We start from the raw sequence: 14,572 nt of genomic DNA, 5'->3' as shown, positions 1-14,572 counted from the left end.
GCCATGATCAAACTCTTCAATTTAAGTTTGGTTGCCACTCTTTGTTACCAAGGAGTTGGCGGCTCAATGAATTGCTGAATTAACTGCTGCAACTTAAAAGTTGCTTTGGTCACTTCATCAGACATTGATATCAAAAATTTTTTTTGATGCTCGATGCTGTGAGTGCCCACACAGATTGCTTGATTCAAATTGTTAAAGAGCGACGCAGCTTTTGGCTGCTGCGGGAGTGGCATTCTACTCAACCGCCTTCTCGAGTCAAGCCTTATTTGCAAAGGCTTTTCGAGGTTACCGACCCGGTTGTTTGCGTTGCCGCTTGCCCTGTCGATGGAGGCGCATTATAGGGAGCGAATTCGTTCTGGCAAGAGGATAATTGCAAAAAGATGGCTTTCATCGCTCAACCGCTTACAAAGCGACCGATATGATGAATTAATGCACGAGAAGGGTCTGCAGATTGGTATTCCGGATGCTGTATTGAGGCCGGCAGGTTGACAGATCAAGCTTGTATCAGTTTGGCTTTCCCTTGCAGCACAACCATGATGATCGGCTTTCCGCCTTCGGGTAACATAGCGCCCCTTTGCGATTCTCACACTCTTGGGCTTTGGAGAGTTTAATGCCTTTTGCACTTGGCCAGCGTTGGATTAGTGATACAGAGACGGATCTGGGTTTGGGGACTGTCGTTGCTGTTGAAGGACGCATGGTTACCCTGTTGTTTCCGGCTACCGGTGAAAACCGCATGTATGCCAAAGAAGAGGCACCGGTCACCCGGGTCAGCTTCAATATGGGCGATCAGATAGCCAGCCACGAAGACTGGACCATGACGGTCGATGAAGTGCAGGAGAAAGATGGCCTGCTTATATATGTGGGTGTTCGCACCGACAATGGTGAGCAGGTTGCCCTCAAGGAAGTGTTTCTCAACAATTTCATCAAGTTCAACAAGCCGCAGGATCGCCTGTTCGCCGGCCAGATTGACCGGATGTCCCGCTTTACCCTGCGCTACGAAGCGCTGGTCAACCAGCACCAGCGTCGCCGCAACCCAACTCGCGGCCTGGCTGGCGGGAAAGTCAGTCTGATCCCGCACCAGCTCTACATCGCCCATGAAGTGGGTCACCGCTACGCCCCGCGCGTATTGCTGGCGGACGAGGTGGGTCTGGGCAAGACCATCGAAGCAGGCATGATCATTCACCAGCAGTTGCTCTCCGGCCGCGCCCATCGGGTGCTGATCTTGCTGCCCGAAACGCTCCAGCACCAGTGGCTGGTCGAGATGCTGCGCCGTTTCAACCTGCACTTCTCCCTGTTTGACGAGGAGCGCTGCATCGAGGCGTTCGCCGATGCGGAGAACCCCTTCGAGACCGAACAGCTGGTGATCTGCAGCCTCGACTTCCTGCGCAAGAAGCGTCGTCGCTTCGAACAGGTGCTGGAAGCCGAGTGGGATCTGCTGGTCGTCGACGAAGCGCACCATCTGGAGTGGAGTGAGGAGGCCCCCAGCCGCGCCTACGAAATGGTGGAAGCGCTGGCCGAACAAGTACCGGGCGTGCTGCTGCTGACCGCGACCCCTGATCAGCTGGGCCACCAGAGCCACTTTGCCCGTCTGCGCCTGCTCGACCCCGAGCGTTTCTACGACTACGAGGCCTTCCTCGCCGAGGAGCAGGCCTACGGTCAGGTCGCCAGCGCGGCGCAAGAGCTGCTGGATGGCGAGACCCTGAGCAATGAAGCCAAACAAATCCTCGCCAGCCAGCTGGAAGGGCTGGACTTGAGCGATGCGACTGCCCGTCAGCAAGCGGTCGCCAAGCTGCTGGATCAGCATGGCACCGGCCGGGTGCTGTTCCGTAACAGCCGCGCCAATATTCAGGGCTTCCCGGAGCGCCACCTCAACGTCTACCCCATGCCGCTGCCGGAGCAGTACAAGACCGCCATCAAGGTGATGGGCATGATGGGTGGCAATGGCGGCGATCTGCAGACTCGCGCCCTGCGCTACCTCTATCCCGAGAAGATCTTCCAGCAATTCGAAGGCGACAACGCTACCTGGACTCAGTTCGACCCGCGCGTCGAATGGTTGCTTGAGCTGCTGCTCTCAGCCCGTCAGCAGAAGGTGCTGGTGATCTGCTCCGAAGCAGCCACCGCCATCGCGCTGGAAGAGGCGCTGCGCACCCGTGAAGGGATCCGTGGTGCCGTGTTCCACGAAGGGATGTCTATCCTCGAGCGGGACAAGGCCTCCGCCTATTTCGCTCAAGCTGAGGGGGGTGCCCAGGTGCTGCTCTGCTCCGAGATCGGCTCAGAGGGTCGCAACTTCCAGTTTGCCAGCCATCTGGTGCTGTTCGATCTGCCCCTCAACCCGGATCTGCTGGAACAGCGCATCGGTCGACTGGATCGTATCGGTCAGCAGAATACCGTCGAGATCCACGTGCCCTACCTGGAAGGGACTGCCCAGCGCGCCCTGCAGCTCTGGTATCACGATGGTCTGGATGCATTCGAGCAGACCTGCCCGACTGCCCGCCCGGTATTCGAAGCGGTGCGTGACGAGCTGTTCGAGCTGCTGGCCGCCAACACCGGCGAGCAGGGCCCCCTCGACGCCCTGCTGGCCAAGACCCGCGAACTGCACGAGCCGCTCAAGGCCAGACTGGAACAGGGTCGCGATCGCCTGCTGGAAATCCACTCCAGCGGTGGCGAGACCGCCCAGCAGCTGGTCGAGAAGCTAGCCGCCGAAGATGACGACACCGGCATGATCTCCTTCGCCCTCAAGATGTTCGACGAGATCGGCGTCAACCAGGATGATCGTGGTGAAAATGCGCTGGTGCTGACTCCCGGGGATCACATGCTGGTGCCGAGCTTCCCGGGCCTGCCGCAAGACGGCATGACCATCACCTTCGATCGCAACACCGCCCTGTCACGGGATGACATGGCGCTGCTCTCCTGGGATCACCCCATGATGCGCGGCGGTATCGACCTGATCCTGGGTTCCGAGATCGGTGCCACCTCGGTCGCACTGCTCAAGAACAAGGCGCTGCCGGTCGGCTCCATCCTGCTTGAGCTGATCTTTGTCGCCGAGTCTGCAGCCCATCCCCAGCTCTATCGCTTCATGCCGCCAACGCCGATCCGTCTGCTGATGGACAAGAATGGCCAGAATCTGGGCGAAAAAGTGGCGTTCGATGCCTTCAACCGCCAGCTGACTCCGGTCAATCGCCACCTCGGCAGCAAGCTGGTCACCGCGTCCCAACCGGTGATCCACGGTCTGATTGGCAAGGGCCAGGCCATTGCCGAAGAGCTGAAAGGCGGGATTGTCGACAAGGCCCGCGCCCAGATGGCGCAGACTCTGCAACAGGATCTGGATCGACTGGAAGCGCTCAAGGCGGTCAACCCGAACGTGCGCGACAGCGAACTGGATTATCTGCGCAATCTGCAGGCAGAATTGCACCACCTGATCGATCAGACCCAACTCAAGCTGGATGCCATCCGCTTTATCGTGGTTACCCATAACTGACAAGGTACCGACCGACAGCGGCCAGACCCAGCTCAAGCTGGATGCCATGCACTTTTTATCGTGGTTACCCATAACTGATGGGGGCTTGCCCCCGCTTTGACCCAAGATGCGAGACGCTATGTTTGTATACTCCCCGCCCCTGGAACCCTGGCTCGATATCCTGTTCAAGGACAAGGACATCATGGTGGTCAACAAGCCCACTGGCCTGCTGAGCGTCCCCGGGCGCGGCCCCGAGAATGAAGACAGCGTGCTCCATCGGGTCAAGCAGCAGCACCCCAAGGCGGCGGCTGCCCATCGCCTCGACATGGCGACCACCGGCGTGCTGGTGATCCCGCTCACCCCCAACTCCCACCGGGAGCTGAGCCGGCAATTCCGAGAGCGGGAGACCGAGAAGCACTACCTCGCCTGGGTGTGGGGTGAACCGGCGCTGGATGCGGGTGAAGTGGATCTGCCGCTCTGCGTCGACTGGCCCAACCGGCCGAAGCAGAAGGTGGATTTTGAGGAGGGGCGTCATGCCCTCACCCTGTGGCAGAAACTGAAGGTGGAGAACGGCAACAGCCTGATCAAGCTGACCCCGATTACCGGTCGCTCCCATCAGTTGCGGGTACACATGCTGGAGCTGGGTCACCCCATCCTCGGCGACAACCTCTACGCCAACCCGGATGCGCTGACGGCTGCACCGCACCTTTATCTTCATGCGGCCAGCCTGACCATCAGCCACCCCCGCAGCGGCGAGCGGATGACCTTCGAGGCACCGGCCCCTTTCCCGGTCTGAGCCTGACAGGTAACAACCAAATAAAAAGAAAGCCCCCATCGAGAGATGGGGGCTTTTTTATCGCTCAGACGCGGATATCGATCTTGCTTCCGAGGGAAGCACTGGCCGATGTCGGCGCTGCCGGAGCGGATTGCGCTGCTGTTTCCAGCAGTTTCAGTGCGGATTCGCCTTCCTGGGTCTGCTGCTTTTTGGCCAGGCTGGCCACCATCAGTGCAGAACCGAACGACGCATTTGCAGAACTAGAAATATCCATTGTGTACCTCCTGCCAAGAGACTATCGGCCGGGCCCGGTGAGACATGAGCCATATCGTTCAACGCAGATATGCCTTGTCCGGCGAGCGCCGGGCCAACCAGCGCTCTTCCATCTCCAGCAATGTCTGATAGGCCTTTTCAGCATGCTCCGGGCGACTGAACAGATATCCCTGCCCATACAGATGTATGTCGGTCAATGAGCGCAGCACATCGAGCTGCCCCTGGGTCTCGATCCCTTCACATACCAGTTTCTTGCCAAGCATGGAGCCCATACGGCAGATGTTGGCGACCAGTTCGGCCGCCTCGATGGAGGTGTCGATACCCTGAATGAAGGACCTGTCTATCTTCACCTTGCTCACCGGCAGCTTCTGCAGATAGCTGAGGGAGGAGTAGCCGGTGCCGAAGTCGTCAAGGGCCAGATGCACACCCTGCTGGCTGAGATCCTGCATCAACTGCAGCGAGTTCTTGACCTCGCGCATGGTGGTGTCTTCCGTCACCTCCAGCACCAGGCTGGACGCAGGGATATGGTGCTCCATCAGCGCTCTGGCCACCAGCTTCAACAGGTTGCGCTGGTACATGCCCGGGGAGATGTTCACGCACATCTGCAAGTCCACCAAACCCAGGTGCTGCCACTGATGCAGTTGCTCACATGCGGTATTCAATACCCAACCACCCAGTTTCTCGGCCAGCTGGAACTCTTCCGCCACCTGGATCACCTCGTTGGGGGGAATAAAGCCAAGCTCGGGATGGCGCCAGCGCAGCAGCGCCTCCACGGCTTCACAGCGGCCACTTTCCAGATTGACGATGGGCTGGTAATAGAGCTCGAGCGCATTGTGCTCCAGCGCCATCACCATGTCAGACGCAAGATGCTTGCGCCTGGCCGTCTCGTTGAGCAGGGAACTGTCATAGATGACATAGGGAACATGGGTCTTGCGGCTGTGAGAGAGGGCCTGCTCCGCCCGGCTGAGCAACTCCTGGGTCTGGTTGCTGTCGGTCGGGAAGAAGGCGATACCGATACCGACCTCAAGCCGGAAAGGGTAGTTGTCGATGATGATGTCTTGCTTGATGGAGTGGAGCACTCTGGCCACGAGCTCCCTGACCTGACGAAGATCGCTCCCCTCCCGTTGCAGCATGGCAAGCTGATCTCCCCCCAAACGCGCCACCCACTCCCCGTTTTCGCACAGGGCGCGCAGCCGCTTTGCCACCTCTTGCAGCAGAAGGTCCCCTGTGTTGTAGCCAAACTTGCTGTTGATATCGCGAAAGTCGTTGATATCGACCAGCACCAATCCGAAGGAAGTGTCACGGGTGACATAGGCATCCATCTTTTCCAGCAGCGCCAGCCGGTTGGCGAGCCCGGTGAGGGGATCGATCCTAGCGGTCCTGAAATGGCGCCTGGCTTCTCGCACCAGCAGGCCGCTGAGCAGAATGACGGACACCACCAGCCCCGACACCATGAACAGCAGGGCATTGCGCAACTGGCCAAAACGCGCGTCGTTGCCCGTATAGACGTTGATGTTGTTCTGCATGACGGAAGCAAGAGAGTAAGAGAGGGGTTCCTGCAGGGGCGCCAGTGTCATCATGACTTGCTGGTAATCCGGCGTCCCCGGTTTGAGCTTGACCAAATCAGGCTCCAGCTTGCGGATACTGCTTTCAGTCAGTTTCACCAGCCGCAGCGTCTTCGGATTGTCCGCGAGGCTTTTTCTCAATTGGCCGCTCAGGAGGATGGGGGTACGACTCCAGAGAATGTCATAGCGGAGCAGCAGGGCTTCCTGGTCTATGCCGCCATAGTGGTAAATCTCGACGGCATTGAGAAAGCGGCCCAGCTCGAGCTGCAACTGCATCAATGCCCAGGAGACGTCATAGGTGTACTTCTCCATCACCCGGGTCGCATTTTGTATCTGCACCAGGCAATAGAGGGTGCTACCCGTGAACAACAGAATGGATAGATAAAGAACGCCGAGTAAGGGCCAGGCCCTGGTCTTCGCTTTCACCCAGTACTCCCGTAAACCACCGTTTTTACTGCTGAATGTCGATCGCACTCAGTTGCCAGATCATCATGTCGGTGAACTCGGAACGCCTGAGTTCGGGATGCTGATCCAGTGGCAGGATAAACCAGAGCGGCCCCTTGTCACGTACCCGCATGGTCATCCCGTCATCCTGCCAGGCCAGGATAGGATCGTATTGCTTGACCTTATCCCAGTTGATCCGGATCTGGAAACTGTTCAGGGCGGTGAGCGTGATGCTCTTGCCGTTGGCCTTCACCTCCGTCAGCACGTCCGCCAGTTTCGGCCCCACGTATTTGTGCGGTTTGTCCACCCAGGGATTGCTCGTCACCACCTCATGCTGCGGCAGTGCCTGGATCATGGCCATATCGAACAGCACCTCTCCATCTGCCGGATCGGCAGGGTCCAGATTCCCCGTCACCTTGAGAATGACCGGCCCCTGTGGTGTCGCCTGCGCCATGCCCGGCAAGGCCAGGGAAAGGAGTAACGGGAGAAGCCCTAAGTATCGCATGTTCACCTCAGATCATTTCACTATCAACAACTTCAGCTTAGTAGCACTAAAAAAAACGGCCCGCAAAAGCGAGCCGTTTGATGACTTGACGGGATTACATCATACCCATACCGCCCATGCCACCCATATCAGGCATGGCAGGTGCATCTTTCTTCGGCAGCTCGGAGATCATGCACTCTGTGGTGATCATCAGGCCAGCGACGGACGAGGCGAACTGCAGGGCAGAACGGGTTACCTTGGTCGGATCCAGGATACCCATGGCCAGCATGTCGCCGTACTGTTCGGTGTAGGCGTTGTAACCGTAGTTGCCTTCACCGTTCTTCACGGCATTGGCGATAACGGAGGCTTCTTCGCCGGCGTTGATGACGATTTGACGCAGCGGGGCTTCCATGGCGCGCAGGGCAACCTTGATGCCGACGTTCTGGTCTTCGTTGTCACCACGCAGGGAGGCCAGCTTGGCAGCAACGCGCACCAGCGCTACACCACCACCGGCAACCACGCCTTCTTCCACGGCTGCGCGAGTGGCGTGCAGGGCATCGTCAACACGGGCTTTCTTCTCTTTCATTTCAACTTCAGTGGCAGCCCCCACCTTGATCACGGCAACACCGCCGGCCAGCTTGGCCACGCGCTCTTGCAGCTTCTCACGGTCGTAATCGGAAGAGGTCTCTTCGATCTGCTGACGGATCTGGGCCACGCGGCTTTCGATCAGGGCAGCATCACCCACGCCATCGATGATGGTGGTGTTCTCTTTGGTGATGACGATGCGCTTGGCACGGCCCAGATCTTCCAGGGTCGCTTTTTCCAGCTCCATGCCCACTTCTTCGGAGATCACGGTACCACCGGTCAGGATGGCGATATCCTGCAGCATGGCCTTGCGGCGATCACCGAAGCCCGGCGCCTTGACGGCGGCCACTTTCACGATGCCACGCATGGTGTTGACCACCAGGGTCGCCAGTGCTTCGCCTTCCACGTCTTCGGCCACGATGATCAGCGGTTTGCCCGCCTTGGCCACACCTTCCAGCACCGGCAGCATTTCGCGGATGTTGGAGACTTTCTTGTCCACCAGCAGGATGAAGGGGTCATCCAGTTCGACGGAGCCGGTTTCCGGCTTGTTCACGAAGTAAGGGGAGAGGTAGCCGCGGTCGAACTGCATGCCTTCTACCACAGCCAGCTCGTCGTCCAGGCCCTGACCGTCTTCCACGGTGATGACGCCGTCACGACCGACCTTGTCCATGGCTTCGGCAATCAGCTTGCCGACCTTCTCGTCGGAGTTGGCGGAGATGGTGCCTACCTGGGCGATGGCATTGTTGTCGGCACAAGGGGTGGACAGAGCTTGCAGCTCGGCAACGGCAGCCACAACGGCCTTGTCGATACCACGCTTCAGATCCATGGGATTCATGCCGGCGGCAACGGCCTTCAGGCCTTCATTGACGATGGCTTGAGCCAGTACGGTGGCAGTGGTGGTACCGTCACCGGCGGCGTCATTGGCCTTGGAGGCGACTTCCTTGACCATCTGGGCACCCATGTTCTGGAACTTGTCTTCCAGTTCGATTTCACGGGCAACGGAGACGCCATCCTTGGTGATGGTCGGGGCGCCGAAGGACTTGTCCAGCACCACGTTGCGGCCTTTCGGGCCCAGGGTCACCTTGACGGCATCGGCCAGGATGTTGACGCCTTCCAGCATTTTGATGCGAGCTTCGTTGCCAAACTTAACTTCTTTAGCTGCCATGTTCTTCAATCCTTAAATCAATTCGGGAAAAGAGGGAGGGTGATTACTCTTCGACAATCGCCAGGATGTCGGTCTCGGACAGGATCAGTACGTCCTGGCCATCCAGCTTTTCGGTCTTCACGCCGTAGCCTTCGTTGAAGATCACCTTGTCACCCACCTTGACGGCCAGTGCTTTGACATCCCCATTGTCCAGAATTCGACCAGTCCCCACGGCAAGAACTTCACCACGGGTGGACTTCTGGGCCGCAGTGCCAGTCAAGACGATGCCGCCAGCGGATTTGGCTTCAGCTTCGATGCGCTTGATGATGACGCGGTCGTGCAGTGGACGAATTTTCATCGATAACTCTCCCAAAATGAGTCTCTGTGTTGCTTGAGGAATGGCCGCAATCGGCCAAATTTGTCATGCCCCTGATCTGGGGCAACAGGGCTAGCCCTTCAAGGGCAAATACAAAAAAAATATTTTCACGTACTATGAACACCTTCGATGGATCACCCATCCCCAATCAGGAAGGCGGATGGAGACGGCCAGCATTCAGGCCCAAAGCACCTAGAGACTCTGCCTTGAGCCGACCCAACCCCATGCTGACCGCCCCCATGACGCCCATGCTGCTGCGCATGACGGGCCCCATGATCCTGGGCATCATCGCTATCCTGGCCTTCAACCTGGTCGATACCTTCTTCATCGGCATGCTGGGTACCCAGGCGCTGGCCGCCATCAGCTTCACCTTCCCGGTCACCTTTGTCGTCACCTCCCTGACCATGGGGCTGGGAGCGGGCCTGTGCGCCCTGCTCGGTCATGCCCTGGGGCAGGGTCGCCATGACGAGGCTGCCCGCATCACCACAGACTGCCTGTTCCTCGCCGTCATCCTGGTGAGTCTGCTTGCCGGACTGGGGGCAATGACCATTACCCCTCTGTTCACCCTGCTGGGGGCCAGCCCCGAGCTCATCTCCCTCATCCACGACTACATGCTCATCTGGTATCTGACCGTCCCCATGCTGGTCGTGCCCATGGTCGGCAATGCGGCTATCCGGACGACGGGGGATACCAAGACCCCCAGTCTGGTGATGGGGGTCGCCGGTCTGGTCAACGGCGTGCTGGATCCTCTGCTCATCTTCGGGCCGGGCCCCTTCCCCGAGTGGGGCATTCGGGGAGCCGCCATCGCCACTTCCCTCTCCTGGTTGATGGCCATGCTGGTCAGCCTCCATCTGCTGCGCAAGCGGGAGACGCTGCTGACCAGGCGCCTCTCTCCCCGCCCTCAGCTGCTGGCCCATTGGCGCGCCCTGCTCCATGTGGCGGTGCCCGCATCGTTTACCAACATGCTCAACCCACTGGCCAACGCCGTGTTGATGATCATTTTCGCCGGGCTCGGAACCGAGGTGGTCGCCGCCTACGGCGCGGCATCCCGGGTCGAGGCCTTGCTGCTCATCGTGATGATGGCGCTCTCTTCCGTGCTGGCCCCCTTCATCTCGCAGAACTGCGGCGCCGGGAATCCGGCCCGAGCCAAGGCCGCCCTGCTGCTCTGCATGCGCTTCGCCCTGCTGTTCCAGCTTGGGGTCTACGTGCTGACCTGGCTTCTCGCCCCCTTCATCGCCGATCTGTTCAGCGATCATCCGCAAGTGGTGCGACTCATCGTGCTCTATCTGCATCTGGTCCCCATTGGCTACGGCTTTCAGGGCATGGTGATGCTGCTGGCCTCGGCCCTCAACGGCGTCAGGGCCTCGGCGGTGTCACTGCTGATAAACGGCATCAGACTGTTTGTCTTCTTGCTGCCAGGGTCCTGGCTGGGGGCAAAACTGGGGGGAGAACAGGGGATTTATCTGGGGATGCTGCTGGCGAACCTGGCCGCCGGATTGCTGGCATGGGGGTATGCCCGCCACAGATTCGAGCGGCTGTGCCATCAGGGGAGATCCTGACGGCACAGCCCGAGGCTCGTGATTACTCTTTGCGTTCGAACTCCCCTTCGATGGTGTTGCCACCCCCTCGCGGGGATTGTCCGGGCCTGTCATCGCCGGGACCCGGCTCGAACGGCTGCTGGCGAGCCTGGAAGCCCCCCATCTGCATCCTGAACTGATTGCTGCCAATCAGCTTGTCGGCCAGCATGTTGCGCAGCCAGGGCTGCAGCAGCAGGATGCCGACAATATCGCTCACAAATCCCGGGATAATCAGCAACAAGCCCGCCAGCGCCAGCATCATGCCACCCATCACCTCGCGGCCGGGCATCTCCCCCAGCTGCATCTTCTGCTGGGCAGTGAGCAGAGTCTTGATCCCCTCGCTGCGCACCAGCGACGATCCCAGCACGGCGGTCAGCACCAGCAAGCCAACGGTCGGCAAGGCCCCGATCACGGAGCCCACCTTGATCATGACGGTGAGCTCCAGCAATACCAGCCCGACCAACAACAGTAACAACTTGCCCATAGCAACCTCGGAGCGATGAATGAATGGACCCGGGGTGTCCGGCCGGCAGCCGCACATCGCTGATGCTGACGCGCCGGGTTCAGGTCTTCTGACATTAAAATGGGGCTGGTTGATCATTTTTCAAGCCTCTCCTGCCGCAGGCCCCGGAATACGGATAAATATTTGTCCGCCCAACTGGGATTGAGGTGGTTGTTCTGTCAAAGTTAATCGCCCGATTGCAATATCTGTTTAATGACCACAAGAAATTTGAGGTTGCCTCAAATTTAGTGATCCAGGTCTAATACCGGATACCTCAATTGGGGTAACATCAACACCAGTCATTGCACAGGGAGCAACTGGCTCCCAACTGCCCCACCCGATGTGTGGTGCTTCAGGATGAAATGTGCGTAGGGAAATCGCGACCACTCGGTGAGGATCGTTTCCATTTATTTGATTTCTGAGGCATAACAATGAGCGACATCAAGAACGTCCGCATTGAAGAAGACCTGCTGGGCACCAAAGAAGTTTCCAACGACCTCTACTACGGCGTGCACACCCTGCGCGCTGTTGAGAACTTCAAGATCAGCACTCAGAAGATTTCTGACGTTCCCGAGTTTGTTCGTGGCATGGTCCTGACCAAGAAGGCGGCTGCACTGGCCAACGGTGAGCTGGGCACCATCCGTCCCGAGATCGCAGACAAGATTGTCGAAGCCTGCGACCTGATGCTGAACACCGGCAAGTGCTTCGATCAGTTCCCGGTCGATGTCTATCAGGGCGGCGCCGGTACCTCCGTCAACATGAACACCAACGAAGTGCTGGCCAACATCGCCCTCGAGCTGATGGGACTTGAAAAGGGTCGCTACGACGTCATCAACCCCAACGATCACGTCAACAAGTGCCAGTCCACCAACGATGCCTACCCCACCGGTTTCCGCGTGGCCGTGGTCAACAGCACCGACACCACCCTGCACGCTCTGGAAGCCCTCATCGCCGCCTTCGATGTCAAAGCCAAGGAATTCAAACATATCCTGAAAATGGGCCGTACCCAGTTGCAGGACGCCGTGCCCATGACCCTGGGTCAGGAGTTCCACGCCTTCGCCGTCACCCTGCGTGAAGAGATCAAATCCATCAAGCGTTGCCAGGAGCTGCTGCTGGAAGTGAACCTGGGCGCCACCGCCATCGGTACCGGTCTGAACACCCCGCCCGAGTACTCCGGTCTTGCCATCAAGCGTCTGGCCGAGATCACCGGTCGTGCCTACGTACCGGCAGAGGACCTCATCGAAGCGACCTCCGACTGTGGCGCCTATGTGATGCTGCACGGTGCGGTCAAGCGCCTGGCCATGAAGCTCTCCAAGATCTGTAATGACCTGCGTCTGCTCTCCTCCGGCCCGCGCACCGCGCTCAAAGAGATCAACCTGCCGGAAATGCAGGCTGGCTCCTCCATCATGCCGGCCAAGGTCAACCCGGTCATTCCGGAAGTGGTCAACCAGTCCTGCTTCAAGGTATTCGGCAACGACGTCACCATCACCTTCGCCGCCGAGGCCGGTCAGCTGCAGCTGAACGTCATGGAGCCGGTGATTGGTCAGGCCATGTTCGAATCCCTGAGCCTGATGGAAAAAGCCTGCATCTCCCTGCGCGAGAAGTGCGTGGAAGGCATCACCGCCAACCCGGACATCTGCATGAACCACGTGCTGAACTCCATCGGCATCGTGACCTACCTGAACCCCTTCATCGGTCACCATGAAGGCGACATCGTCGGCAAGATCTGTGCCCAGACCGGCAAGAACGTCCGCGAAGTCGTGCTGGAACGCGGCCTGCTGACCGCCGAACAGCTGGACGAGATCCTCTCCATCGAGAACCTGATGAACCCGCAATACAAAGCCAAGCGTTACACCCGCGAAGCCACCGTATAAGCGAGCAGATGGGCCGGGGTTATCCCGGCCCATTTAAAGTCAATTCCCGAGCGGTCTCCCCACAGCCCCATCGGGAATTGGCTTTTCAGCCTAATAAAACCTAAAAAAACTGGAAAATGGAGTGTTCGCTATGATTGGAATCGAGTTACTTGTCGTGCTCGCCGCTATCTATCTGGGGGCCCGGATAGGCAGCATAGGTATCGGCTTTGCCGGTGGTCTGGGGGTACTGGTGCTGACCTGGGGGCTGGGCATGCCCATCCCGAGCGATCAGCTGGTGACCTATCTCCCGTGGGACGTGATCATGATCATCGCGTCCGTCATCTGCGCCATCGCCTGTATGCAGCTGGCCGGCGGGATGGATTATCTGGTGCACCTGGCCGAAAAAGCCCTGCGCAAGAATCCCAAGCACATCACCTTCGCCGCGCCGGTCGTCACCTACCTGATGACCATGCTGGCCGGGACCGGTCACACCGCCTTCTCCACCCTGCCGGTGATCGCCGAAGTGGCCAAAGAGCAGGGCATTCGCCCCTCTCGTCCGCTCTCCATCGCGGTCGTTGCCTCCCAGATTGCCATCACCGCCTCCCCCATCTCGGCGGCCGTGGTCGCTTTCTCCGGCATGCTGGAGCCGCTTGGCGTCGACTACCTGACCCTGCTGGCCATCTGCATCCCGTCCAGCTTCATCGCCTGTCTGTTGGGGGCCTTCATCGCCAACCTGCTGGGCAAGCCGCTGGATCAGGACGAAGTCTATCTGGAGCGCAAAGCCAAGGGACTCATCAAGCTGCGCGGTACCAGCCAGGTTGAGATCAAGCCTTATGCCAAGCTCTCCGTCGGCATCTTCGTCGCCTCCATCGTGGCCGTGATGGCCTATGCCACCGCCATCTCCGGCAACGTCGGCCTCATCAGCAGCCCGCCGATCCCCCGCGATGGCGCCATCATGGGCATCATGCTCTCCGCCGCCACCCTGATGGTACTGTTCTGCAAACTGGACGCGGCCCAGATCACCAACATGCCGACCTTCAAGTCCGGTATGTCCGCCTGTATCTGCGTGCTGGGCGTGGCCTGGCTGGGCAACGTCTTCGTGAAGGGCAACATGGTCGAGATCCAGGCGTTCGCTGGCGATCTGCTGAGCCAATACAGCTGGCTGCTGGCCGTGGTGCTGTTCTTCTCCTCCATGCTGCTCTACTCGCAAGGCGCCACCACCAAGGCCCTGATGCCTGCCGCCCTGGCACTGGGTGTCAGCCCGCTGGCGGCCATCGCCTCCTTCGCCGCCGTGAGCGCCCTGTTCGTGCTGCCGACCTACCCGACCCTGCTGGCCGCGGTCGAGATGGACGACACCGGCTCCACCCGCATCGGCAAGGCCGTGTTCAACCACCCCTTCTTCATCCCGGGTGTGGCCACCATCGCCATGGCAGTGGCGCTCGGCTTCTTCTTCGGTGGTCTCATCCTCTGACCGATGAACCACCCCATGCAAAACGGCCCGAACGGGCCGTTTTTTTATGCCCGGCCACCGCCGGGC

General features: G+C 59.3%; 11 protein-coding genes. 5 read left to right on the top strand and 6 right to left on the bottom strand.

Annotated elements, in window-relative coordinates; genetic code table 11:
* Positions 1 to 610 precede the first annotated feature (610 nt).
* Together rapA and rluA are read left to right on the top strand one after the other, a co-directional pair.
* Positions 611 to 3,478, top strand: coding sequence for an RNA polymerase-associated protein RapA (gene rapA, locus AB5Y50_RS15730; protein ID WP_049636438.1), 2,868 nt, complete (start codon positions 611 to 613; stop codon positions 3,476 to 3,478).
* Positions 3,479 to 3,596: 118 nt separating this feature from the next.
* Positions 3,597 to 4,253, top strand: coding sequence for a bifunctional tRNA pseudouridine(32) synthase/23S rRNA pseudouridine(746) synthase RluA (gene rluA, locus AB5Y50_RS15725; RefSeq protein ID WP_049636439.1), 657 nt, complete (start codon positions 3,597 to 3,599; stop codon positions 4,251 to 4,253).
* Positions 4,254 to 4,317: 64 nt separating this feature from the next.
* Here the strand turns inward: rluA and AB5Y50_RS15720 are convergent, their stop codons facing one another.
* The 5 genes from AB5Y50_RS15720 to AB5Y50_RS15700 form a co-directional block, all read right to left on the bottom strand.
* Positions 4,318 to 4,506, bottom strand: coding sequence for a hypothetical protein (locus tag AB5Y50_RS15720; protein WP_010673139.1), 189 nt, complete (start codon positions 4,504 to 4,506; stop codon positions 4,318 to 4,320).
* A gap of 58 nt (positions 4,507 to 4,564) precedes the next feature.
* Entirely contained in the window at positions 4,565 to 6,496 is a 1,932-nt protein-coding gene (locus AB5Y50_RS15715) for a bifunctional diguanylate cyclase/phosphodiesterase (protein WP_039040011.1), read from the bottom strand.
* A gap of 25 nt (positions 6,497 to 6,521) precedes the next feature.
* Positions 6,522 to 7,019, bottom strand: coding sequence for a molybdopterin-binding oxidoreductase (locus AB5Y50_RS15710; RefSeq protein WP_029313815.1), 498 nt, complete (start codon positions 7,017 to 7,019; stop codon positions 6,522 to 6,524).
* A 94-nt stretch (positions 7,020 to 7,113) separates the two neighbouring features.
* A complete protein-coding gene (groL, locus tag AB5Y50_RS15705; RefSeq protein ID WP_010673136.1) occupies positions 7,114 to 8,748 on the bottom strand; it encodes a chaperonin GroEL in 1,635 nt (544 codons plus the stop codon).
* Between the two features lie 43 nt (positions 8,749 to 8,791).
* Positions 8,792 to 9,085 carry a co-chaperone GroES gene (locus AB5Y50_RS15700; protein ID WP_005309514.1) on the bottom strand — a complete coding sequence of 98 codons (294 nt, stop codon included), beginning with the start codon at positions 9,083 to 9,085 and terminating at the stop codon, positions 8,792 to 8,794.
* A gap of 242 nt (positions 9,086 to 9,327) precedes the next feature.
* Between AB5Y50_RS15700 and AB5Y50_RS15695 the strand changes: the two genes are divergently transcribed.
* Positions 9,328 to 10,662, top strand: a complete 1,335-nt coding sequence (locus AB5Y50_RS15695) for an MATE family efflux transporter (protein WP_223917995.1) — start codon at positions 9,328 to 9,330, stop codon at positions 10,660 to 10,662.
* Positions 10,663 to 10,684: 22 nt separating this feature from the next.
* On the opposite strand, the gene AB5Y50_RS15690 is transcribed toward AB5Y50_RS15695, so the two are convergent.
* Positions 10,685 to 11,164, bottom strand: a complete 480-nt coding sequence (locus AB5Y50_RS15690; protein ID WP_039040009.1) for an FxsA family protein — start codon at positions 11,162 to 11,164, stop codon at positions 10,685 to 10,687.
* A 449-nt stretch (positions 11,165 to 11,613) separates the two neighbouring features.
* On the opposite strand from AB5Y50_RS15690, the gene aspA reads away from it, so the two are divergent.
* Positions 11,614 to 13,056: an aspartate ammonia-lyase gene (gene aspA / locus AB5Y50_RS15685; RefSeq protein WP_010673133.1), complete on the top strand. Its 1,443-nt coding sequence runs from the start codon at positions 11,614 to 11,616 to the stop codon at positions 13,054 to 13,056.
* 130 nt (positions 13,057 to 13,186) lie between these two features.
* Positions 13,187 to 14,506, top strand: coding sequence for an anaerobic C4-dicarboxylate transporter (locus AB5Y50_RS15680; protein ID WP_041210978.1), 1,320 nt, complete (start codon positions 13,187 to 13,189; stop codon positions 14,504 to 14,506).
* The last annotated feature ends 66 nt before the right edge of the window (positions 14,507 to 14,572 follow it).

The organism is Aeromonas sp. s6, from assembly GCF_040907815.1.
Classification (GTDB): Bacteria; Pseudomonadota; Gammaproteobacteria; order Enterobacterales; family Aeromonadaceae; genus Aeromonas; species Aeromonas caviae.
Note: the sequence above shows the minus strand (reverse complement) of the source record. Positions and strands in the feature narration are given on the sequence as shown.

What these genes read in the sequence shown, in the direction of transcription:
- rapA (WP_049636438.1), top strand. Translation starts at nt 611, where the DNA reads ATGCCTTTTGCACTTGGCCAGCGTTGGATTAGTGATACAGAGACGGAT.
- rluA (WP_049636439.1), top strand. Translation starts at nt 3,597, where the DNA reads ATGTTTGTATACTCCCCGCCCCTGGAACCCTGGCTCGATATCCTGTTC.
- AB5Y50_RS15720 (WP_010673139.1), bottom strand. Translation starts at nt 4,506, where the DNA reads ATGGATATTTCTAGTTCTGCAAATGCGTCGTTCGGTTCTGCACTGATG.
- AB5Y50_RS15710 (WP_029313815.1), bottom strand. Translation starts at nt 7,019, where the DNA reads ATGCGATACTTAGGGCTTCTCCCGTTACTCCTTTCCCTGGCCTTGCCG.
- groL (WP_010673136.1), bottom strand. Translation starts at nt 8,748, where the DNA reads ATGGCAGCTAAAGAAGTTAAGTTTGGCAACGAAGCTCGCATCAAAATG.
- AB5Y50_RS15700 (WP_005309514.1), bottom strand. Translation starts at nt 9,085, where the DNA reads ATGAAAATTCGTCCACTGCACGACCGCGTCATCATCAAGCGCATCGAA.
- AB5Y50_RS15695 (WP_223917995.1), top strand. Translation starts at nt 9,328, where the DNA reads ATGCTGACCGCCCCCATGACGCCCATGCTGCTGCGCATGACGGGCCCC.
- AB5Y50_RS15690 (WP_039040009.1), bottom strand. Translation starts at nt 11,164, where the DNA reads ATGGGCAAGTTGTTACTGTTGTTGGTCGGGCTGGTATTGCTGGAGCTC.
- aspA (WP_010673133.1), top strand. Translation starts at nt 11,614, where the DNA reads ATGAGCGACATCAAGAACGTCCGCATTGAAGAAGACCTGCTGGGCACC.
- AB5Y50_RS15680 (WP_041210978.1), top strand. Translation starts at nt 13,187, where the DNA reads ATGATTGGAATCGAGTTACTTGTCGTGCTCGCCGCTATCTATCTGGGG.